The organism is Virgibacillus ndiopensis (genome assembly GCF_900187325.1).
GTDB lineage: Bacteria > Bacillota > Bacilli > Bacillales > Amphibacillaceae > Virgibacillus_E > Virgibacillus_E ndiopensis.
This window is the reverse complement of the sequence record NZ_FZMZ01000005.1, coordinates 942,069-964,097: the sequence shown is the minus strand read 5'-3', so window position 1 is coordinate 964,097 and position 22,029 is coordinate 942,069. Positions and strand designations below refer to the sequence as shown.

25 protein-coding genes and 2 other annotated features are annotated in these 22,029 nt (G+C 34.5%); of the genes, 18 read left to right on the top strand and 7 right to left on the bottom strand.

The window, feature by feature from the left end:
• The first annotated feature begins 6 nt into the window (after window positions 1–6).
• From mutM to CS937_RS12175, 15 genes are all read left to right on the top strand, one after another.
• A complete protein-coding gene (gene mutM / locus CS937_RS12245; RefSeq protein WP_099158735.1) occupies window positions 7–834 on the top strand; it encodes a DNA-formamidopyrimidine glycosylase in 828 nt (275 codons plus the stop codon).
• Window positions 835–847: 13 nt separating this feature from the next.
• Complete coding sequence (coaE, locus tag CS937_RS12240; RefSeq protein WP_099158734.1) at window positions 848–1,447, top strand: dephospho-CoA kinase; 600 nt, start codon at window positions 848–850, stop codon at window positions 1,445–1,447.
• A gap of 143 nt (window positions 1,448–1,590) precedes the next feature.
• Window positions 1,591–2,619, top strand: a complete 1,029-nt coding sequence (locus CS937_RS12235) for a glyceraldehyde-3-phosphate dehydrogenase (RefSeq protein ID WP_099158733.1) — start codon at window positions 1,591–1,593, stop codon at window positions 2,617–2,619.
• A gap of 218 nt (window positions 2,620–2,837) precedes the next feature.
• Complete coding sequence (gene speD / locus CS937_RS12230; protein WP_099158732.1) at window positions 2,838–3,215, top strand: adenosylmethionine decarboxylase; 378 nt, start codon at window positions 2,838–2,840, stop codon at window positions 3,213–3,215.
• A 154-nt stretch (window positions 3,216–3,369) separates the two neighbouring features.
• Window positions 3,370–3,762, top strand: a complete 393-nt coding sequence (locus CS937_RS12225) for a cytosolic protein (RefSeq protein ID WP_099158731.1) — start codon at window positions 3,370–3,372, stop codon at window positions 3,760–3,762.
• Between the two features lie 22 nt (window positions 3,763–3,784).
• Window positions 3,785–4,246, top strand: coding sequence for a transcriptional regulator NrdR (gene nrdR / locus CS937_RS12220; RefSeq protein WP_099158730.1), 462 nt, complete (start codon window positions 3,785–3,787; stop codon window positions 4,244–4,246).
• Between the two features lie 98 nt (window positions 4,247–4,344).
• Window positions 4,345–5,694 carry a replication initiation and membrane attachment family protein gene (locus tag CS937_RS12215; protein ID WP_099158729.1) on the top strand — a complete coding sequence of 450 codons (1,350 nt, stop codon included), beginning with the start codon at window positions 4,345–4,347 and terminating at the stop codon, window positions 5,692–5,694.
• 5 nt (window positions 5,695–5,699) lie between these two features.
• A complete protein-coding gene (dnaI, locus tag CS937_RS12210) occupies window positions 5,700–6,632 on the top strand; it encodes a primosomal protein DnaI (protein WP_099158728.1) in 933 nt (310 codons plus the stop codon).
• 157 nt (window positions 6,633–6,789) lie between these two features.
• Window positions 6,790–7,641 carry a putative sporulation protein YtxC gene (gene ytxC, locus CS937_RS12205; protein WP_099158727.1) on the top strand — a complete coding sequence of 284 codons (852 nt, stop codon included), beginning with the start codon at window positions 6,790–6,792 and terminating at the stop codon, window positions 7,639–7,641.
• 56 nt (window positions 7,642–7,697) lie between these two features.
• Window positions 7,698–7,919 (top strand) — a binding site (T-box leader).
• A gap of 52 nt (window positions 7,920–7,971) precedes the next feature.
• Window positions 7,972–9,918: a threonine--tRNA ligase gene (gene thrS, locus CS937_RS12200; RefSeq protein WP_099158726.1), complete on the top strand. Its 1,947-nt coding sequence runs from the start codon at window positions 7,972–7,974 to the stop codon at window positions 9,916–9,918.
• Between the two features lie 147 nt (window positions 9,919–10,065).
• Window positions 10,066–10,191, top strand: a sequence feature (ribosomal protein L20 leader region).
• An 80-nt stretch (window positions 10,192–10,271) separates the two neighbouring features.
• Window positions 10,272–10,775, top strand: a complete 504-nt coding sequence (gene infC, locus CS937_RS12195; protein ID WP_099158725.1) for a translation initiation factor IF-3 — start codon at window positions 10,272–10,274, stop codon at window positions 10,773–10,775.
• Between the two features lie 39 nt (window positions 10,776–10,814).
• Window positions 10,815–11,009, top strand: coding sequence for a 50S ribosomal protein L35 (gene rpmI / locus CS937_RS12190; RefSeq protein ID WP_099158724.1), 195 nt, complete (start codon window positions 10,815–10,817; stop codon window positions 11,007–11,009).
• 63 nt (window positions 11,010–11,072) lie between these two features.
• Window positions 11,073–11,429 carry a 50S ribosomal protein L20 gene (gene rplT, locus CS937_RS12185; RefSeq protein WP_099158723.1) on the top strand — a complete coding sequence of 119 codons (357 nt, stop codon included), beginning with the start codon at window positions 11,073–11,075 and terminating at the stop codon, window positions 11,427–11,429.
• A gap of 70 nt (window positions 11,430–11,499) precedes the next feature.
• Complete coding sequence (locus tag CS937_RS12180; protein WP_099158722.1) at window positions 11,500–11,772, top strand: DUF1294 domain-containing protein; 273 nt, start codon at window positions 11,500–11,502, stop codon at window positions 11,770–11,772.
• A gap of 64 nt (window positions 11,773–11,836) precedes the next feature.
• The gene (locus CS937_RS12175) at window positions 11,837–12,409 is read left to right on the top strand and encodes a TVP38/TMEM64 family protein (protein ID WP_099158721.1); all 573 of its coding nucleotides are present in this window, start codon (window positions 11,837–11,839) and stop codon (window positions 12,407–12,409) included.
• 60 nt (window positions 12,410–12,469) lie between these two features.
• Here CS937_RS12175 and CS937_RS12170 read toward each other — a convergent pair whose 3' ends face one another.
• Window positions 12,470–12,865 carry an aminotransferase class IV gene (locus CS937_RS12170; protein WP_099158720.1) on the bottom strand — a complete coding sequence of 132 codons (396 nt, stop codon included), beginning with the start codon at window positions 12,863–12,865 and terminating at the stop codon, window positions 12,470–12,472.
• Window positions 12,866–12,971: 106 nt separating this feature from the next.
• Between CS937_RS12170 and CS937_RS12165 the strand changes: the two genes are divergently transcribed.
• Together CS937_RS12165 and CS937_RS12160 are read left to right on the top strand one after the other, a co-directional pair.
• Window positions 12,972–13,457 (top strand): dUTP diphosphatase, encoded by a 486-nt coding sequence (locus CS937_RS12165; protein WP_099158719.1) that lies wholly within the window; start codon window positions 12,972–12,974, stop codon window positions 13,455–13,457.
• A gap of 77 nt (window positions 13,458–13,534) precedes the next feature.
• Complete coding sequence (locus CS937_RS12160; protein WP_099158718.1) at window positions 13,535–14,620, top strand: M42 family metallopeptidase; 1,086 nt, start codon at window positions 13,535–13,537, stop codon at window positions 14,618–14,620.
• Window positions 14,621–14,903: 283 nt separating this feature from the next.
• Here CS937_RS12160 and CS937_RS12155 read toward each other — a convergent pair whose 3' ends face one another.
• The 6 genes from CS937_RS12155 to sspI all read right to left on the bottom strand — a co-directional run bounded on the left by CS937_RS12155 (window position 14,904) and on the right by sspI (window position 21,021).
• Window positions 14,904–15,518, bottom strand: coding sequence for a lytic transglycosylase domain-containing protein (locus CS937_RS12155; protein ID WP_099158717.1), 615 nt, complete (start codon window positions 15,516–15,518; stop codon window positions 14,904–14,906).
• 55 nt (window positions 15,519–15,573) lie between these two features.
• Window positions 15,574–16,245: an ABC transporter ATP-binding protein gene (locus tag CS937_RS12150; RefSeq protein WP_099158716.1), complete on the bottom strand. Its 672-nt coding sequence runs from the start codon at window positions 16,243–16,245 to the stop codon at window positions 15,574–15,576.
• Window positions 16,238–17,359 carry an ABC transporter permease gene (locus CS937_RS12145; RefSeq protein ID WP_099158715.1) on the bottom strand — a complete coding sequence of 374 codons (1,122 nt, stop codon included), beginning with the start codon at window positions 17,357–17,359 and terminating at the stop codon, window positions 16,238–16,240. Before CS937_RS12145 ends, CS937_RS12150 begins: the two co-directional genes overlap by 8 nt.
• A complete protein-coding gene (locus tag CS937_RS12140; RefSeq protein WP_099158714.1) occupies window positions 17,356–18,576 on the bottom strand; it encodes an ABC transporter permease in 1,221 nt (406 codons plus the stop codon). Before CS937_RS12140 ends, CS937_RS12145 begins: the two co-directional genes overlap by 4 nt.
• Before the next feature lie 78 nt (window positions 18,577–18,654).
• Complete coding sequence (locus tag CS937_RS12135; protein WP_099158713.1) at window positions 18,655–20,253, bottom strand: flagellar basal body-associated FliL family protein; 1,599 nt, start codon at window positions 20,251–20,253, stop codon at window positions 18,655–18,657.
• 543 nt (window positions 20,254–20,796) lie between these two features.
• On the bottom strand, window positions 20,797–21,021 hold the full coding sequence (gene sspI, locus CS937_RS12130) for a small acid-soluble spore protein SspI (RefSeq protein WP_099158712.1): 225 nt from the start codon (window positions 21,019–21,021) through the stop codon (window positions 20,797–20,799).
• A 98-nt stretch (window positions 21,022–21,119) separates the two neighbouring features.
• On the opposite strand from sspI, the gene CS937_RS12125 reads away from it, so the two are divergent.
• On the top strand, window positions 21,120–21,857 hold the full coding sequence (locus CS937_RS12125) for a TrmH family RNA methyltransferase (RefSeq protein ID WP_099158711.1): 738 nt from the start codon (window positions 21,120–21,122) through the stop codon (window positions 21,855–21,857).
• Window positions 21,858–22,029 lie beyond the last annotated feature (172 nt).

The following is a 22,029-nucleotide window of genomic DNA, read 5'->3' as shown; positions in this document are numbered from 1 at the left end:
GGAGACATGCCAGAATTACCAGAAGTTGAAACAATTAAAAATACACTTAAACAATTTGTATTAAATAAGACAATTGAAAAGGTAGATGTCTTTTGGCCAAACATTGTTAAAGTACCTGACGATGTAGAACAGTTTAAGCACATACTGCGTGGCCAAACCATTAGGGATATTAAACGTAAGGGGAAATTTCTGTTATTTCAATTAGATGATTTTGTTTTAGTATCACACTTACGCATGGAAGGAAAATATAGTGTTCATCAATCCTCAGAACCTGTGAAAAAACATACGCATGTCATTTTTGCATTCACAAATGGTGAAGAACTCAGGTATAATGATGTCCGGAAGTTTGGGACAATGCATGTTTTTAAAAAAGGAGAAGAACGAAAGGAAAAACCATTAATCCAATTGGGTCCTGACCCGTTTGATAAAGATTTTACCTTCTCTTACTTTTATGAGAAATTAAAAAAGACTGATCGTGTGATCAAGTCTGCATTATTAGATCAAACGATTGTTGCTGGACTCGGAAACATATATGTTGATGAAACATTATTTAAAGCAGGTGTTCATCCACTAAAAAAAGCGAGTAAATTGACAAAAAAAGAAGTTCAGGCTATTCAACGAGAAGCAATCGCAACATTGGCTAAGGCAGTTGAACAAGGTGGTACTACAATTCGTTCCTATGTAAATGGACAAGGTGATATGGGGATGTTTCAGCAGGAATTGTTTGTTTATGGCCAAGAAAATCAAGCGTGTAAAAATTGTGGGAAACCAATTGTAAAGATGAAAATTGGCGGGCGCGGAACGCATCTTTGTGTATCGTGTCAAAAATCCTAAGAGGAGTAATAGTATGGCACTAATAATTGGTTTAACTGGTAGTATTGCGAGTGGGAAAAGTACCGTTTCCCTAATGTTTGATGATTATAACATTCCAGTTGTTGATGCAGATAAAATTTCACGAGAGGTTGTAGCTCCTGGCGAAAAGGCATATGATCAAATAGTAAACACTTTTGGTCAACAAATATTGCGTGAAGATAAGACTATTAACAGGAAGAAACTAGGAGAAATTGTTTTTGCAGATGAGGCAAAGCGAAATCAACTAAATGAAATTGTTCATCCTGCTGTACGGGAGAAAATACTGAAACGAAGAGATGGATATGTAGAATCAGGGGCGACATGTGTTGTTTTGGATATTCCATTACTTTTTGAAAGTAAATTAACACATTTTGTTGATAAAACATTAGTTGTTTATGTTGATGAGTCTGTACAATTAAATCGCTTAATGGAACGGGATAAGTATACAGAAAATGAAGCATTACAGCGGATTAATGCTCAAATACCGATTCGTGAAAAGGCAAAATTGGCAGATGCTATTATTGACAATAATGGAACTAAATATCAATCATATGAACAACTAGAAAAATTATTACAAGAGTGGAATATTATTTGAGACATACTAAAAGAGCATGGATATAATTATCCATGCTCTTCATTTGACTCAAAAAAATATTTTAAAGCACTTTTCTCCAAAAATATGTTATACTAATTACAATAAAAAAGTTAATGAGTATAACATATTTAGGAGGAATATGAATGAATAAAACAAGAATTGCTATTAATGGATTTGGTCGTATAGGACGAATGGCGTTTCGCCAAGCGATTAAGGATGAACAATTAACGGTTGTGGCAATTAATGCGAACTATCCTCCAGAAACACTAGCACATTTAATTAAATATGATAGTGTCCATGGAATATTTGACGGAGAAGTGAAAGCGCTTCAGGATTCTATTGAAATAGATGGAAAAACAGTTTTGCTTGTAAATTCACGGGAGCCACAAAAACTTCCATGGAATGAACTTGAGATAGATATTGTTATGGAGGCAACAGGTAAATTTAATAGTAAAGAAGGAGCGGGATTGCATTTACAAGCAGGTGCAAGAAAAGTAATTATTACAGCACCTGGCAAACAAGTAGATCAAACAATTGTTATGGGTGTCAACGAAGAATTGTACAATCCAGTTACAGATCATGTGATTTCAAATGCATCGTGTACAACAAATTGTTTGGCCCCTGTTGTAAAAGTCTTGGATGAAAACTTTGGGATTGATAACGGATTAATGACAACCGTTCACGCATTCACAAACGATCAAAAAAATCTAGATAATCCACATAAGGATATGCGTAGGGCAAGAGGCTGCACACAATCAATTATTCCAACATCAACAGGGGCAGCCAAGGCGTTAGGCGAAGTAATGCCGCATTTAAATGGTAAATTACATGGAATGGCATTACGGGTACCTACTCCAAACGTATCGTTAGTTGACTTAGTTGTCGATGTTGAAAAATCAACTTCGATCAATGAAGTTAATCAAGCTTTTAAAAGAGCAGCAGAACATGAATTAAAGGGTATTGTGAAGTACAGTGAAGAACCACTTGTTTCGATTGATTATACGACAACTGATTTTTCAGCAATTGTAGATGGACTATCAACCATTGTCATTGGAGAAAATAAAATTAAAGTTTTGGCATGGTACGATAACGAATGGGGTTATTCTACCCGTGTAGTTGATTTGGCAAAGTACGTTGGGAATTATATGAAAACAAAGGTAAATGTTTCCTAAGATTTGTTTAATCCATCCCGCTGAAAAAACCTTTTTGCTTTTGTTGAAAAACATATTGCAAAAATAAACTAAACGGTTTATACTACTTTTTGAACTTCTAAAAAGTTTTAATAATCATCTACTTAAAGGGTTAGGACCTCTTTGGACTAACTTTCCCCCGTGGTAGTTAGAAGTGACAATAGAAGTATTTAATCTATATGTTTTGAGGGGGAATATAAATGGATACAATGGGCAGACATGTAATTGCTGAGTTATGGGACTGCAATATAGATAAACTAAACGATATGGGTTTAATTGAGCGAATATTTGTGAGTGCAGCATTAAAGGCTGGAGCGGAAGTAAGGGAGGTTGCCTTTCACAAATTTGCACCACATGGTGTAAGTGGCGTGGTAATTATTTCAGAATCACATTTGACTATTCATAGTTTTCCTGAACATGGGTATGCAAGCATTGACGTTTATACATGTGGTGAGATAATTGATCCAAATGTAGCAGCACAATATATTGCTGATTCTTTAGAAGCAAAAACCTATGAAAAAGTTGAAGTACCACGTGGCATGGGACCGGTAAAAGTCAATAAATTTCAAGTGTTATAAATAAAAGTTGTATGAATAGAGTTGATTATTTTCCATATGGAAGTAATCAACTCTATTTTTGATTAGTCGATTAGTCAAAAACATGTTAAAATAAATAGTAATATATTTATAAATACATATAGGATATAGGAATACTATTAATGGGGTGCGAGAGATGTCAGTAGGGAAAAAAATAGCAAAATATTTTAGTAATCATGCTGAAACAAGTGAAAATCATTGGGACCCAACATTGACTACACGCTATTATAAAACAACAAAAGATAAAGGTCTGAGTACATTAGAACAATTTTTTAGAAATTCACCTGAATATAAGTTGAATTCTACATCTAAGGAACACGGAGAATTAAGTGCAAATGTAAAGAAAGGTAAAAAGGCATTCATCGTAGCCACTGTCATTATGGTTCGTCCATATCAAACTGCAATTGATTTTTCGGTCACAACCGAATCAATGCTTCCATTCGATTTTGCACATAGTACGAGGCTTATTCAAAAGTTATACACAGAGCTTAACAAAGAATTAATGCTGATTGATACACAACCAATGTAGCATATGATTGGGGTTGAATTAGTTGAGATGCTCAAATTGCAATTATAAAAGCACAAAGGTTCTTGATTCACGACCAATTGAAGAGGGACGATCAATTCGTAGGAGACGAGAATGTGAACAATGTGGCTTTCGTTTCACCACCTTTGAACGGGTTGAAGAAGTTCCATTAATTGTAGTGAAAAAAGATGGAACAAGACAAGAATATAGTAGAGAGAAACTAATTCGAGGATTAATTAAGGCATGTGAAAAAAGACCAGTTCCGATTGAAAAAATTGAGGGAATTGCTTTAGATGTGGAAAAAGAACTTCGGAATTCTGGTGCTTCTGAAATAGAGAGTAAAGAAATTGGCGAAATGGTTATGGACAGACTTTCTGAAGTTGACGAAGTTGCCTATGTTCGGTTTGCTTCCGTTTATCGCCAATTCAAGGATATAAGTGTATTTTTAGATGAATTAAGGGAATTAATTAATACGGACAAAAAGTAAACTTGAAACTATAAATTTATTGAGGTTTACAATACAAATCAGTAAGACTTAAATATGCTGAGAAAATGTATTTTAGACAAAAGGGAAGGGTTAGTGTAATGAATGTAATAGGGAAAATATTGCCTATTGACGGCTACTATATTTTGCAAAAGGGAAACATGCCAGAAGGTTATGCAAAATCATTAACTCACCTTTACCAGCCGTTAATTGGTATAAACGCTGTTTCCTTATACCAAACTCTTTTGCATGAAAAAGAGTTGCAACAAGAGGCTACACCACAAACACATCACACATTAATGAATTATTTAAATTTGCCATTGGATGATATATACCGGGCTAGGGTGAAGCTTGAAGGAATCGGACTATTAAAAACATACGAAAATAAAACGGAGAAGAATGATGTCTATATGTATGAATTAATTAGCCCTTTTGCACCTAATGAGTTTTTTAAAGATGCTATGCTGACTCAATTACTTTATCATCATGTGGGACAGGCGAAATTTGAAGTATTAAAAAATTATTATGTGCAGAATCCCTCGTCCCAAAAAGGAATCAATATAACGTCTTCATTTAGTGATGTTTTTCAAACATTTCAACCACATTTGGAAGATGTAGAACCAATTGAATCGGATACGATAGATGAAACTGTAACTATAGATTTTTCGTGGATGCAGCAAATGTTAAAGCAACGCATGATACCCGAGAAGAAAATTTTAACCTTAGAAAATAAAAGAATACTTTCACAAATGATGGTATTGTATGATCTAGCGGCATATGAAGTTGAAAAAGCAGTATTATGGGCTTTGACAGCTGAAAACACGTTAGACATTGATGAGTTTAAAGATGCTTGCCATGATTTATTTAAAACCAAATATAATCAATCCGTTGTAAAATTAACCGATAGACAACAAAATACGGTGAAAAGGCAGACTGACTACAAGCCAACTTCTAAAGAAGAACAGTTAATAAACGAATTACAGACCATTTCACCGAAACAATTACTAGAAGATCTATCCAGTGGTAACAGGGCTTCTGAACAAGATTTAAGGGTTATTCGTGAGGTTATGACAAATCAAGGTTTACCATCACCAGTAATGAATGTGCTGATTCATTATGTGCTGTTACAATCAAACATGAAGCTTTCTAAGGCCTATTTAGAAAAAATTGCTAGTCATTGGTCACGGGCAAATTTAAAAACTGCTAAAGAGGCAATGGCGTTTGCCAAAACTGAAAAAAATCGCTATAAAAAAACAACTACTAACAAACAAAATAATTACAAGAAACCTGCTTCCCATGAAGTTGTACCAGAATGGTTTACAGAACGAAAAAAGAAACAACAGGATGCATCGAAGCAACCATCTGTTGACGCTGATAAAGAAAAAGAGGAAGTAGCAGCGCTCTTACGTGAATTCACTAGTAGTAACAAAAATAATCATTTGCAAGGATGATTTCAATGGAACCAATACAATCTACATTAAAAAAGTGGATGCAAAGTAATGAAAGTTTTAAAGACAAGTACGTAAAAATAAGAAAAGAAGTCCTAGAAGACCCTGAGATAAGTGAATTTATTTCATTAAATCCACAACTTACACAACAGGAAATAGATAAGAATCTTATTAAACTTTACGAATATAAAACTCAATCAAAACAATGCGATAAATGCTCATCATTAAATGGGTGTATCAATATGATTAAGGGCTATTCCCCCGTTTTAAAAACGGATAATAATGAAATTCATATTGTTTATGAAAAATGTCATAATAGAGTAGTTAATGAAAAACAGAAAAAGCAGCAAAATTTAATCCAAAGTCTATATATGCCTAAAGAGATACTTAAAGCATCAGTTGATGAATTTGACAATAATTCCACTAGAATTAATGCAATAAAGCAAACAATAACCTTTTTAAACGATGCAAAATTATCACTTCCAGCAAAAGGGATTTATTTCCATGGACCATTTGGGGTTGGAAAAACATATTTTCTAGGTGCTATTGCAAATGAATTGAAAAAAATAAATATATCATCGATGCTCATTTATATGCCTGAATTTGTTCGAGAAATGAAGGGATCAATCAAAGATGACTCTATTAATGAAAAAATAGATTATTTTAAGAAAACCGACGTGCTTATGTTGGATGATATTGGAGCGGAAACACAATCTGCCTGGTTCCGGGATGAAATTCTGGGATCTATTTTACAGTACCGAATGATGGAGCGTTTGCCTGTATTCTTCACTTCAAATTACAGTTTAGAACAATTGGAAATTCAGTTGTCAACATCAAATCGTGGTGGTGTTGAAACCGTAAAAGCAGGTCGAATTATAGAACGAATAAAACAAGTCAGTAATGAGGTCTCCATGACTGGGGAAAATAGACGAGATGTCTAAATCGAACTAACATTTTGGTACACTCCTTAATGTTAGTTTTTTTATTATCACATTAACCTACATCCTAATATAGTTACTAGTTTTTATGGTTTATACATTTTTTTTCGTATTTGTCCATATAATGTAACAGTTTGGTCTTGGGTGAGGGTGATGTTTGTTGCTGGAGGTATATTTTGGTTCTGATAAGGAAGTAATTACTTTTTGTGAGCATTTGTTTCGTTATAACAAACAAATTGAACTACATTGGAAAACAGATAAAGATTGGGGGAATCAACTGCAACTTGACTATAATTTGCCTGATAATGAAACGTTGGAAACAATCGCACAATCAATGGTCGATGTATTTAAATTGCATCGGTTAACAGACATGATCAAAAACATTATTAAAGATTATTATTACTATTCAAACACAGATGAGATGGAACGCATTATGGATTTAACAAATTGGATATTTTCTGGTGAAGATGATGATAGTCTACAAGTTAGAAAAAACCAGGATCCAAGTCAATTGTTATTATCACTATTCATTGCTAATATTAAAAACACTTCAACAATCCATTATGATTCGATTGTGAAGTTCCGTCTAAAGGTATTTAAAGATCAGTTAATTCATTATGTAGGACTTGCAATAGATGAATTTAAACGTGAAGAGGATCATCAAGCTTTTGTAAACACGTTGCGTGATTATATCGCAAAAAAAGAATCTGGCTTTAATGTTATTCATGTATTACAGGGAAGTACGTTTTCCTTTTTTAGAGACAATGGAAAACGTTTTTCTAAAATGGAATTGCGTATGATAATGCAGCAAGAGCCTCTCTATATTGTTGGGTTGGATGAAAATGAATTAAATTTAGCACCTTTAGTTGCGATGGCACCAAAAAAAATAAAGATTTATGGGGATCATCCATCGGAACCAAAAACATTAACAGTTATTAATGTTTTTGAGGAAAAAGTTGAGTTTGAACCTTATCATAAATTTCCATTTCCATTTTATTTAAATAATAAATAACAAAGGCTTGATTTTCTTTTAATCAAAAGCTATAATACGATTTATATCAAATTTTTATTGAAGTAATGATAAGGACATAATCATTTGATGCTTGTGTAGAAAAGAGAAGGAAGTCATGGCTGGAAGCTTCCGTATACAAACAAATGATTACCACCTTTGAACTCTGCTATTGAAACCATACAGTAAGTAGTAGCGTATCATCTGCGTTAAAGATTAATGAAGCCGTAAACTTTTACGGGAATTAGGGTGGAACCACGTGACCAACGCTCGTCCCTTTGCATATGTGCAGAGGGATGGGCGTTTTTTAATTTAAAGAAGGAGTGAGGTACATTGGCAGCAGAAATTTCAATTGAATTTCCAGACGGAGCTAAAAAGCCATTCCCGGTTGGAACCACTGGAGAAAATATAGCAGGCTCGATTTCTTCTGGTTTAAAGAAGCAGGCATTGGCAATAAAACTGGACGGTGAGCTTTTAGATTTGCGCAGGGAGTTAACTGAAGGCGGAAAAATTGAGATCATTACGTATAAGAATCAAGAAGGAATAGAGATTGTTCGTCATTCAACAGCACATTTGATGGCACAAGCAATTAAACGCCTATATAAAAATGTGAAATTTGGTGTGGGTCCTGTTATAGAAGAAGGTTTTTATTATGATATGGATTTGGAACAATCGATAACACCTGACGACCTTCCAAAGATCGAAAAAGAAATGAAACGAATTGTTGATGAAAACTTAGAAATAGAGCGTATTGAAGTTTCACGTCAAGAAGCTAAAGATATGTTCGGTGAAATTGGTGACGATCTTAAGCTTGAATTAATAGATGCCATTCCTGAGGACGAACAGGTGACAATCTACAAGCAAGGAGAATTTTTTGATTTATGCCGTGGTGTCCATGTACCATCTACAAGCAAACTCAAAGCGTTTAAATTGTTGAGTATTTCAGGGGCATATTGGCGTGGGGATAGCAATAATCAGCAGTTACAGCGAATTTATGGAACGGCCTTTGAAAAACAAAGCCAAGTGGAAGAATACTTACGCATATTAGATGAACGAAAAGAGCGTGATCATCGTAAGCTTGGTAAGGAACTTGATATATTTACTGTTTCCCAAAAAGTAGGGCAAGGACTTCCGTTGTGGTTGCCAAAAGGTGCCACAATACGTCGTATCATTGAACGTTACATTGTCGATTTAGAAGAACGTTTAGGTTACAACCATGTATATACACCAGTTTTAGGTAGTGTGGATTTGTATAAAACAAGCGGGCATTTAGACCACTATGAAGACGATATGTTCCCAAGAATGAAAATGGATAATGAAGAATTAGTATTACGTCCGATGAATTGTCCGCACCATATGATGGTTTATAAAAATCAGTTGTACAGCTATCGTAACCTTCCTGTACGTATTGCTGAGTTAGGAACAATGCACCGATATGAAATGTCAGGAGCTTTAGCAGGGTTACAACGTGTTCGTGCGATGACATTAAATGATGCTCATATTTTTGCTAGACCTGATCAACTAAAGGATGAATTTATCCGTGTAGTTAAACTTGTTCAACAAGTTTATAAGGACTTTGGAATCGATGAATATTATTTCCGACTTTCGTATCGTGATCCTGAAGACAAAGAGAAATATATCGATAACGATGAAATGTGGGAAAAAGCACAGGCAATGCTAAAGGAAACAATGGAAGATATGAACGTTGACTATGTGGAAGAAGAAGGGGAAGCTGCGTTTTACGGTCCTAAACTAGATGTACAAGTGAAAACAGCACTAGGAAAAGATGAAACATTGTCAACAGTGCAGATTGACTATCAGGCAGCAGAGCGCTTTGACCTATCATATATTGGTGAGGATGGCAAAGAGCATAGGCCAGTTATTATTCACCGTGGTGTTGTGTCAACAATGGAACGCTTTGTAGCATTTTTATTGGAAGAATACAAAGGGGCATTTCCAGCTTGGCTAGCACCTGTTCAGGTCAAAGTAATACCAGTATCTCCGCAAGTACATTTAGATTATGCGAAGGATGTTGCTGATAAACTTAGACTTAACGGGATTCGTGTCGAAGTGGATGAACGGGATGAAAAAATCGGTTATAAAATTCGAGAAGCACAAACTCAAAAAGTTCCATTCTCATTAGTGCTTGGTGATAATGAAATAGAGGAAAATGCTGTAAACGTAAGAAGATATGGCGAAAAGCAATCTGAAACAATAGCATATGGAGACTTTGAACAGATAATTTCAAAGGAAATTGCTGAAAGAACATTGCGGAAATAATATCATTCCGCGGGACCTGTCCCCCATTGTATTAACAAATTGATACGTTAGTATAAGGGGGAAGGCTCAATACAATGATAGTAATAGCTTGTTGACAGGCTGGAAGATACATGTTATTCTATATGAGTTGAATAAAACTTAATGATCTGAGACAAGAAGAAGCACCCGCTTCTCACCTGATCGACGCGTATTGCTGTTGACTGGTTTATAACTCTTTAATAGACTATTGGAGACGTGTGGGTGCATACTTTGTACCGACACTTTTTTAATGAATAATATAACTTGTCAATGACGGATCAGCAAACACTTTATGAATAAAATTTTGGAGGTGGCTGGCTATTAGTAAAGATAATATGAATGTTAATGAAAAAATTCGTGCTAGAGAAGTACGTTTGATTGATTCAAATGGTGATCAGCTTGGAGTGAAATCCCGCAACGAAGCATTGGATATTGCTCAAACTAGAAACTTAGACTTAGTTTTAGTTGCTCCTAATGCTAAACCACCTGTATGTCGAATCATGGACTACGGGAAATATCGCTTTGAACAACAGAAAAAAGAAAAAGAAGCACGTAAGAAACAAAAAATTATTAACGTGAAGGAAGTACGCTTCACACCAGGAATTGGCGAGCATGATTTTAATACTAAACTAAAAAATGCTAAAAAGTTCCTTGAAAATGGTGATAAAGTGAAAGCGTCGGTTCGCTTTCGCGGTCGTGCGATTACGCATAAGGAGCTTGGACAGGACGTTTTGGAACGTTTGGCTAAAGAAGTACAAGATATTTCGACTATTGAATCCAAACCCAAAATGGAAGGTCGTAATATGTTTATGATGCTTGCTCCATTGAACGAAAAATAATTTTAATAATTTATTCATGCTTACAAGGAGGAAATCAACATGCCTAAAATGAAAACCCATAAAGGTTCTCAAAAACGCTTTAAAAGAACTGGTTCTGGAAAATTGAAACGCTCACACGCGTACACTAGCCATATGTTTGCACATAAATCACAAAAACAAAAACGTAAATTACGTAAATCTGCATTAGTATCTGCAGGGGATTACAAACGAATCAAAGCAATGCTTCCTAAATAATAGGAAACTAACAAAAAATTAATGGAATATACAGATTTTGATTTGTATTAGGAGGGAATTAATATGCCACGTGTAAAAGGTGGAACAGTTACGCGCAGACGTCGTAAACGCGTACTTAAACTAGCAAAAGGTTATTATGGTTCAAAGAGAACTTTATTTAAAACAGCAAAACAACAAGTAATGAAATCAGGTCAGTACGCTTACCGTGACCGCAGACAGAAAAAACGTGATTTTCGTAAACTTTGGATTACTCGTATTAATGCTGCAGCACGTATGCAAGATATTTCATACAGCAAGTTAATGCATGGTTTAAAAGTTGCAGGTATTGAAGTGAACCGTAAAATGTTGTCAGATCTTGCTATTAATGATGAAAAAGCATTTGCACAATTAGCAGATAAAGCAAAAGCAGCACTTAAATAAAATAATTTGAATTAATAAAGGTCAAATCCTTACGATAAACGGATTTGACCTTTTAATTTGGGAGGAAAAAATGGACGAAATCATAATTTGGTGGTACATAATTGGCATCAATATTGTTGGGTTTTTATTGATGGGGATAGATAAGCAAAAAGCTAAGAAACATATTTGGCGAATTTCTGAGAAAACGTTGTGGATTACCGCAATAATAGGTGGGGCTCTTGGATCATTTTTAGGTATGAAGTCATTCCGCCATAAAACCAAACACACGCTCTTTCGGATAGGAATGCCGTTATTAACGATTCTTCAACTTGTAACTTATGTATATATTTCTTTCTTGTCATAAAGGCTCGTCTTATGTCATATACATGTACTATTAGAAACTAGTAAGATTCTAAAGGGGGTTAGTTATGGAGCTGTTTGGTAATTATCTCATGACGATTATCGAAACAGGCGGATTATTTGCTCCGATCTTATTTATTAGCTTTCACTTACTTAGACCATTATTCTTTCTCCCTGTTGTGTTTATTTGCATATCTGGTGGAATTTTGTTTGGGGCTGTAGCTGGGACAGTTTATTCAATTATTGGCATCACATTATCTAGCATTATTTTTTATGGAATCATTCGTTTCATGCCAAAGACTTTTAACAGATTGGTAAGTATGAAAAAGAAAATTATAGGTAAACACTCCCAATTTACAACATCACAAATTGCCGTATTACGACTTGTGCCATTTATTCACTTTCATTTACTATCATTGTGCTTGATTCAGATTTCAGAAGGATTTAAGGATTACACAAAATCATCGTTGCTATCCAATATTCCATTAGCATTTGTATACACTTCAATAGGTAAATGGATTTCTAATTTGTCCCCTTTATATATCTTCGTATTTTTAATCGCCTTATTACCGCTTATTTATTTGTTAAGGAAAAAGGAAATAATTATTAAATGGCAAGATTTTTTTCAAGTAGGTACTTAGTAGGCTCACCCTTGTATGGGTGAGCCTTTTCATTTAATAGACTGGTATCTTAGGAAACGTTTACTCTTTAATCGGCGTAATTATTAATTTGTTTATCGGGTACTTCCATTCAACTTTTGCGTAGGGATAGCGAATTAAGAGTTCTTTCTCCAAAAAGTATAAATCGTCCCTTGTAATTCCTTGTAATTCGTTAGACTCAGGAGTATATACGTGAATATTCACTACCTCGAATGAATCTTCAGTAGTGCCAACATATTTTTCTCCTTCAAATAAACAACCTTTATAGACAAATTGTAAATTTTTTTTACTGTTTTGCAATTCGTCTAGTAAAAAGAATTCGTCACTTTCTTTTGCAATCCTTAACTTCCGCATAGGGTTTCGATAGTATTGGTAAACCGTATATATAAGGAGAGCTATTGCAATGAAAATTAAAAACCGAAATAAAATTATAATCATATTAACCGTCTCCCTAATTGTTATTAACCTCTTGTACGTTTCAGAAGTCTTTAGGTTTCATTTATTATGATACAATTATAATAATACGTGAAAAGGGGTAATCTATATGGACTGGTCGAATTTATTTTCGATGCAAAAACAATTGGATAAGTATATTGAGACAAAGCAAGATGTAACAGGGAAAGATTTATTCGAAGAAAAGTATCTTGCATTGCTAGTTGAATTAGGAGAACTTGCTAATGAAACGCGCTGTTTTAAATTTTGGAGTACAAAACCTAAAAGTGACCAGGATGTAATTTTAGCAGAATACGTTGATGGAATTCATTTTATTTTGTCCTTAGGGTTAGATAAAGGATTTAACTATCAAACCAAAACTCTTCACACTCCTAAATGCACGGAAACAGAGCAATTCAACCTTGTTTTCGAAATGTGTGTTGCTTTTAAAAATGAACCAACGCAAACAAATTATGAAAAAATAGTTGAACGTTATTTACAGCTTGGAAATTTACTCGGATTTGATGAAAATGATATTTATAGGGCATACGTTAAAAAAAATGAAATTAATTATGAACGTCAAGATGGAGGCTATTAAAGTAGAATTATTTTGTTATTTCTAACTATAAAGTTATAATAGTTAATGTATTAGGAAAAAAAGGAGGATTTGTACATATGGAAAAATTAGATGAAACACTTACAATGCTTAAAGATTTAACAGACGCTAAAGGAATTCCTGGTAATGAAAAAGAAGCAAGAGATGTAATGGAGGGCTATATTAAACCATACGCAGATGAGGTTTATACAGATAATTTAGGAAGCTTAATAGCTAAAAAAACCGGAGACGAAAATGGTCCTAAAATAATGGTTGCCGGCCATTTAGATGAAGTGGGCTTTATGGTGACACGAATTGATGATAAAGGGTTTGTTTATTTCCAAACTGTTGGTGGCTGGTGGAGCCAAGTAATGCTGGCTCAACGTGTAACAATTATGGCCAGCAAGGGCAATGTTACGGGTATTATTGGGTCAAAGCCACCACATATTCTTTCTGCAGAAGCTCGTAAAAAACCAGTAGAAATTAAAGATATGTTTATTGATATCGGTGCATCAAGTAAAGAAGAGGCACAGGAATTTGGAGTCCGTCCAGGAGATTCGATCGTTCCATACTTTGAATTTACTCAGTTAAAAAATGAAAAAATGTTATTAGCAAAAGCGTGGGATAACCGTATTGGTTGTGCGATTGCAATTGAAGTTTTAAAACAATTGAAAGGTGAAAACCATCCAAACATTGTATATGGTGTTGGTACAATTCAGGAAGAGGTAGGTCTGCGTGGGGCTCGTACGTCAGCGCATGCGATTAAACCTGATATTGGATTTGGTGTTGATGTAGGTATCGCTGGTGATATGCCTGGCGTATCTGATCATGAGGCTGATAGTAAACTCGGAAAGGGACCACAAATCGTATTATATGATGCGTCCATGGTTTCTCATAAAGGAGTACGAGATTTGATTGTTGATACCGCAGATGAGCATAATATTCCATATCAATATGCGTCCATGGCAGGTGGTGGAACAGATTCTGGTTCGATTCATCTAACTGCTAACGGTGTTCCATCTTTGTCTATTACTGTTGCAACACGCTACATTCATTCACATGCAGCAATTTTACACCGTGATGACTTCGAAAATGCGGTAAAATTGATTGTTGAAGCAATTAAGAAATTGGACAGTGAAAAAGTGAAAGAAATCTTTTTGGCCTAACCTAAAGGATCCGCAGATACATTATCTGCGGATCCTTTTTAAATGAATGTTATTTTTTAAAAGATTTCCGCTCTGGGAAGTGGAGTCTCTGTACTCCTACGGGAAAGCGAAGACGCTGAGACCCCACAGGGAGCGGTCTTTGCGAGCGAGGAGGTTCAGTGCGAGCCCGTGGAAAGCGTAGTATTTTCCTGTAGCGGTCGCAGGACGTCAAACAAGATTTTAAGTTATGTCGCAGTTTCTATAAACTACGAAGTTAAAAAGCAACAAAATTTACAAAATGAGCCTATGCGAAATAGGAATTCATTACTTTTTTTACGTAATTTTGTGTTTCCTCAAAGGGAGGAATCCCTTGATATTTATCAACGTTTCCAGGACCAGCGTTGTAGGCAGCTAAGGAAAGTTCGATATTGCCGTTATATCGATCGAGCATTTGACTAAGATATTTTGTTCCACCTTCAATATTTTGCGAAGGATCATATGGGTTTGTTACTCCAAGACCTCTTGCTGTAGTAGGCATTAGCTGCATTAAGCCTTGTGCACCTGAACTACTCTTAGCAAAAGCATTAAAGTTAGATTCTGTTTTAATCACAGAGTGAATTAGTTTAGGATCAATACCATACTTTTCGGCAGTATCCGTGATGAATGAATTAAACTGATTTACTGTAGCTGAACCAGTCTCAATAGGAATTGATGAAAATGAATTGATCAATGATAATGGTTGATTATTTTGCGGGGCAATTCCATTATTTTGTATGGTTGCATTATTAATTTTTTCCTGTAACAATTGTTTAAACGCTACATCTACAATAGGGGAGTTATACGAAAATGAATTATTCTTTGATGTTAAAATTGACATTGCCTGATATTGAATCATTGTCTGTAAATCTCTTATTTCCATAAACGCTTTCCCCCTTAGTATATATTTTTATTTTAGCCTAAAACTAATAGTCTTTCTATAGTAATATCGGATTTTTTCCAGAATCCTGTAGCACTTTATAATAAAATGGATCTTTTCCAATACAGTATATCCGGTCACACAAACTAATGATTTCATCCATGTCATGTGATGTATATAGAATCATTGTCCCATTATTTTTGGCTTGTGCCTGTAGGTAAGCACCAATTTCTTTCCGTGATTTCAAATCTATTCCTACGGTTGGTTCATCCAGTAGTAATAAAATTGGATCGTGGATAAGGCTGATCGCTATATTTAATTTCCGTTTCATTCCACCTGACAGTGTATATACTGGTTCCTTCCACTTTTCAAGCTTCATTTCAAGGCAAAGCTCCCTTAGTTGCTTGTTCGTTTTGTTTTTCCAGGATAACTTTTCAAAAAAGGTCATATTCTCTTCGACGGTGAACTCTTCCCAAAGTGCGATATCTTGAGGGACAAAACCAATTAACTTACGAACATTTTTCGTATTTCGTTGATAAGGTAAGCTATTTAATGCAATAGTCCCTGCTGATGGCTGGGAAAGGGTTGCTAGAATTTTTAACATGGTAGATTTACCTGCACCATTTTCACCAACGAGCCCAACAATTTCACCTGGATTTACAGTAAAGGAGATGTCAATTAGAATATTGTTTTTACGATAGCTTTTGGATAAGGATTCGATACTAAGCATTGATTTTCTCCTTTCTTATATACCCTAAAATTGATACTAAAATAACGATGAATAACCAAGGATTAGTAAATTGTCCAGCAAGAAACGGCTGAATAGGGTTTAATGACCCCATCCATGGCCATCTTTCCGTAATTCCTGTTGTAGGAAGAATTGCCCCACTGCTAATAGCAATTAGTAGTGTAATAGCAAACGAAAGTGTGTAAAACAAAAATGTCTGTTTACATCTATTTGCTATTATATAAGCAGCAATAGTGATCAAAATTCTGAAGGAGACTACACTCCAAATATGTTTACTAACATCAAACATCATGTTAACGACACATAAGGTTACTAAATCGATGAAAAATAATAGGCAACCGTAAAGTAAGATATTTCCTAGCATATAGTGTTTTATTGAAACCCGCAGGAATGGAAAGCGTTGAATGACACTTGCTCGTTTTTCTTTAATAACCCAATCAAACAATAGTAATGTTGATAATATACTAAAGACTGCCCACAATCCCCAAATGCTGAACAATTGGGTTTCATTATGCTCTCTAATAGGGGTGTTTGAAAATGAAAAAGCAGTATTAAGTAAATTTTTATCATTTTGTATCTCTTTACTTTTTTTCTCAATTTGATTCCATGAAAATTGCTTATTTGTTGGATAGCGCTTTGTAAGCTCTTGCACAACGTAAGCCGCTTTAGATCTTCCGGTTTCCTGTTGAACATAAGAAATAATCATTTCTTTGACAGGGGTATAAGCAAACGATAAATCGGAACGGTAACTTGTAACTAGCTGGTTACGATTACCGTTTCGAAGTTCTTCTTCATAACCATCCTTAATAATAAAAACGCTATCTAGATCATGTTTTTTTAATTTGTACAGCGCCTCGTCCTCATCAAGTTCAAATACCCGTATAAAGGGTGTTTCTTTAATTTTATGGTAGAGTTCCATTGCGGCATTCGTTTGTTCTTCCAATGTTAAGCCAACTGGAACCTTTGTATCATCTTGAATAATATTCGTTACCGATGTAATACCTACAGTAGCTATTAGTGGAAATAGTAACCAAATAAGTAAACTAAACCAATGTTTCTTCCAATGGATTAAACGCGTTTTTAGAATACCCTTCATGTAAAAACACGCTCCTTCCAAATAGATATACCTAGCAAAACAAATAAGCCAGATAGAGCAATTAATGTAAGTGGTAGATAATCAACATAAAATCGTGCATTTAAAACGATTTCCTGTAGCCAATGGTACGCTTGATTTCCAAAGCTATACGGCAGAAGCTTTTGTATGTAAATTGGGAAATATAATGTTGGTATGATTGCACCACTTAATAATAATACAAAACCAGTAAATATGGTTTGAATTAACAAACGTAGCTTTTGTCCATTAAAAAGTACTTCGATTATTGCAATGCTTTCAAGAAAAATCCAACTATATAATAACGTAATAAATGCGATACGAAGGTAATTTTCAGTATATAAGGTAATTTCTACAATATTCTGTAAAGCAAAAAAAGCAAATGTTGAAAACAAAAGTGTAGTAATAAGTGTTGTAATCGCTTTTGCAAGTATCTGTTGGATAGCTGTTACTCCATATAAACGCATGCGATATTTCATACGGGTCTCATCATCCCTCGTTAAGAAGGAGTGAAAAGCAAATAACCAAATAGTGATGATGACAAACCAACTTGCCAATCCATAATAATGAACAGGAGAACTTGTGGCTTTATTTGCAACTTCTTCTTCATCGATTATTTTGTCTTTACCAATAGTGTAGAGGAAAAAACTTGTAAATTGATCAAAAACTAATTTATTTCGTGTTTCTTTATCAATCGGTAATTGCTTGGCAAAATAATTTATTGTTAATATATTCGCTTGTGCTCCACGTATATGTCTGGCAACGCTGTCTAAAAGTTCCTTGATTAAATAACCTTCAGTCTGTTTATTTGGATTTCCTGTAATTTGTAATGTTACCGATTCACCGTGATACAGGTCTTTTGTAAAGCCCTTTGGAAATGTTATGTATGCACTAAGCTTGTCTTTAATTTTTTCTGCGGCATCTTTTTTAGATAGATTACTAATGTGAATAAAGCTTCCGAGCTGTGATGATTCTTCAATCAGTTCTACAACCAGTTTTGTTTCTTCAGATTGATCTAAATCTACCAATCCAACTTGAATGGGCTCTTCTTTATCAGGTGAAAAAAATGAAATAACAATAACTGCAGTAAGCGCCACAATAATTATTGGAAAAAGTAAAAGAAGAGGAAGTGATAACCACTTCCTCTGTAGTTTCTTACAATCATTTCGGATAAATAGAAATAGATGTTTTATGAAAGTCATGTAACCACTTCCTTGCTAGTAAAGCAAACTATAATTGAATGGTTTAGGATATCTTAATTGTTGCCTCCGCTTTTGACTTTAAAAGCCAATTTGGCTCCCTGCACCTGTGATGCCCATTAACCATTGTTGGAACTGCGGGGTAGCTTCCGTTTCTATATATTGCATTATTTCGTTCATTGACATGCTACCAAGGTCTTTAACATTTGATTCACTTGGTGCATCCACTTTCTTAATTGTTTTTGCATCTTTTGCTACATGGAGACTAAACATATCCTGTGAAATGTTTGGTGCTTCTATAGAAAAAGTATTCTCTGAATTCATTTGATCGTTTTCATAGGTTGCTTCCCCCGACCAAGTTAGGCTACCATTGTTAACTTGATCATTATAAGAAAATACCCGTTCAAATTCACGATTATTATCATCTAATGTTTCGGTACCTTCATATGAAAGTTCAAAATCGCCAGCTGTTAGTTTAATAGAGTCATCTGCCTTATTGTCTTCCCATGTAAGATCACCAGCGACTGTCATTGTTTCTTTATTTACAGAGTCACCAACACTAAACTCATAGTCGAATTTTTGCTCAGTATCACTTAACAAATGTGTACCTTTCACTGTTAATGTACCAAGTTCCTCATTCGTTGGTCCCATGCTTATACTAAAGTCACGTTTTACAATAAGATCATTACTCACCCATATGATTGATGTTAATCCATTTGGGATTTTAAAATCTTTTAGTCCTTTTATTGCATCATCTATTGAACTATCAAACTCTTCTATCATTTGATCAATATCTAATGCCATCGGATTTGCCATACCAGTTGTAGGCATTCCAAACTGTTGTAATTCCATTTGTTCTTTAATAATTTCTTTCAATCGTTTATCATCTTTCATTTTTTCTAAAATGGTAACGATAAGATCTTTTACTTGTTTTTCTGAAAGATGAAACGTAATTTTCTCAGTTTCCACATTTTTGGTATCTACTTTTACTGTTTCTTTTGTTGTTTCAAACGCATCATCAGGGAGTTTATCATAAATCATTGTTATATATTCTTCTTTGAAATATTGTCTATCCTCTTTAGATAAAGTCCCTTCCATTGCTTCGAAAACAGTATTAAAGTCTATTTCTTCTTCCCCATTAAATGTTGTCGGATCAATTTCTTTTAATAACTTTCCTAAATCTTTATCGTTAACTTGAAGTGTTTCTTTAAGAAATGGCAGTCCAAGCATAACTTTATCAGCAGTCATGTAAAAGTTGATATCACCTAATTCCATTTCGCCAAAGCTTGCTTTGATATCAGATGCAATCTGCTTTTCTTTTCGATCCATTTGAGTAGTTAATGTTATAGTTGAATTATTAATAATTGCTTGAGGACTCATCATGCCAAATCCACTGCCAGGAATGTTTGCTTCTGCAGATAGCTCTAACGATGTTTCAGTAGGATTCTTTTCTGTGTGTTCAAGCCATTTAACCTCTGGCTCATAACGTTCTTTAACCCTGTCAACCATAAAATCAATTGTGTTTTTTTCTGCTGAGAAATACTGTGCCTTAGCAGATTTTGTTAGTAGAACATAAGCGGATACACTTCCACCGATGACTAATAACGCTATAACGATAATTACAATAAACTTTTTAGAAAGCCCTTTCTTCTTGCCTGTTTCATTAAATGTTTCAGTCATATTTCTTTTTCCCCTCTCTCCGTAAACCTTATAACTATATGTATTATTAAGAATTTCTCTTAATAACATCAACTACCTAAAATAAATATATATCACGCTTAAAAAAATAGTCAAATGGTTCTATAACATTGTATAAATCAGATAATATATATTGCCTATTTATATCTTGAAACTAGGATAAAAGAGTAGTGTTTTATACCTTGTAAATTGTAATTAAATGGAATGTAATTAAGTTATATGATTAATGATAAGGGGTAATAAAGAAATTAACAGGACTAAATAATTATTTTTGAAAAAGCTTGTTTTCTAGAAGATTGTTGCTTTTTACACGCTAAACCTCCTGTGGGAAAACGAAGGACGATGATACCCACAGTGAGTGATTTTCTCATGAGGAGGCTCATCGCGAGCTCACGGAAAGTGAAATGTATTTCCGAAACGATAGCTCAAGCATAAATTTATGTCTATAAATAGTAACAAAAACTATGCGGAAAGATCCTTAAAAAAAGATAGATGCTTAAAATGAGCATCTATCTTTCATTGTGATTATCCGGCTGCTGATGCTTGTTTTACCCCTTGTTCTAGTGCATCAATCATATCTTGTTTATCTTGTTCGTCAGACTGTTTCCAAATTAATTCGAATAGAACTCCTAATCCCGGTAGCATTTTCTCTTCACCATTTTGAATGGCGTCAACAATCGTTGCTTCCAGTTGCTCTTGATCATTTGTAGCAATATTTGATAATATTGCCTTTCGCAAATTTAAATCCAATCATTTCACCCCTTATGTTATTTTAACTATAGTTAGTTTGACCGACAATGGATGAAATATGTATGATTAGGTCAGATTATAATTAAGGATGCGATATAATGATAACCTCTGTGCAAAATGAAAAGGTAAAGTCGTGGAATAAATTGAAGAAGAAAAAGGACCGCTTGTATACGGGGACTTTTTTAATTGAAGGATTTCATTTAATTGAGGAAGTACATACAAGTAACTGGAATATTAATGAAATTATTTTACAAGAAGGTATAGATGCACCAGACTATAGCAAGCATTATCCGGTAACTGTTGTAAGTACAAACGTTTTTAAAAACATTTCTAATACAAGATCACCTCAAGGCATTGCTGCAATTGTGCAAGTGAAACAGATGAAATGGAAAGACTTTCAAAATGTCTTACTTGTCGACGCATTACAAGACCCTGGTAATTTAGGGACAATAATACGAACTGCAGTGGCGGCAGGATTTGACGCTATTATTTTAGGAGAAAACACAGTTGATATGTATAATGATAAAGTAATCCGTTCTACACAAGGGACTTTATTTCATATTCCGATTTTTCAAGAAGATTTGTTGAAAAAAATCCCAGAATTGAAATGTGATGGTTTTACAATATGTGCTTCTGCATTGAAGGATGCCACGTTGTTTTCGGAAGCAGTTATTGACGGCAAAATCGCATTAATTGTTGGAAATGAAGGTGCAGGGATTAGTGAAGAAATTTTAGCGTTAGCAGACACAGTGATGAAGATTCCAATTAAGGGTAAAGCAGAATCGTTAAATGTTAGTGTTGCTGCTGGAATTTTAATGTACCATTTAACAAGGTAACTGTTGCATCCTGAGCATATTTTTTCTATAATAAAAGAAATTTGAATGAAATTGCTATGAAAGAGCGGATTAACAAAAATAAAAGCGATTAAGGGAGGAAGTGCCCTGGACTGTAAGCATTTCTATCGCCATAATTGTTAATTTTTCACTCTGGAGCTGACACTTGGACCTT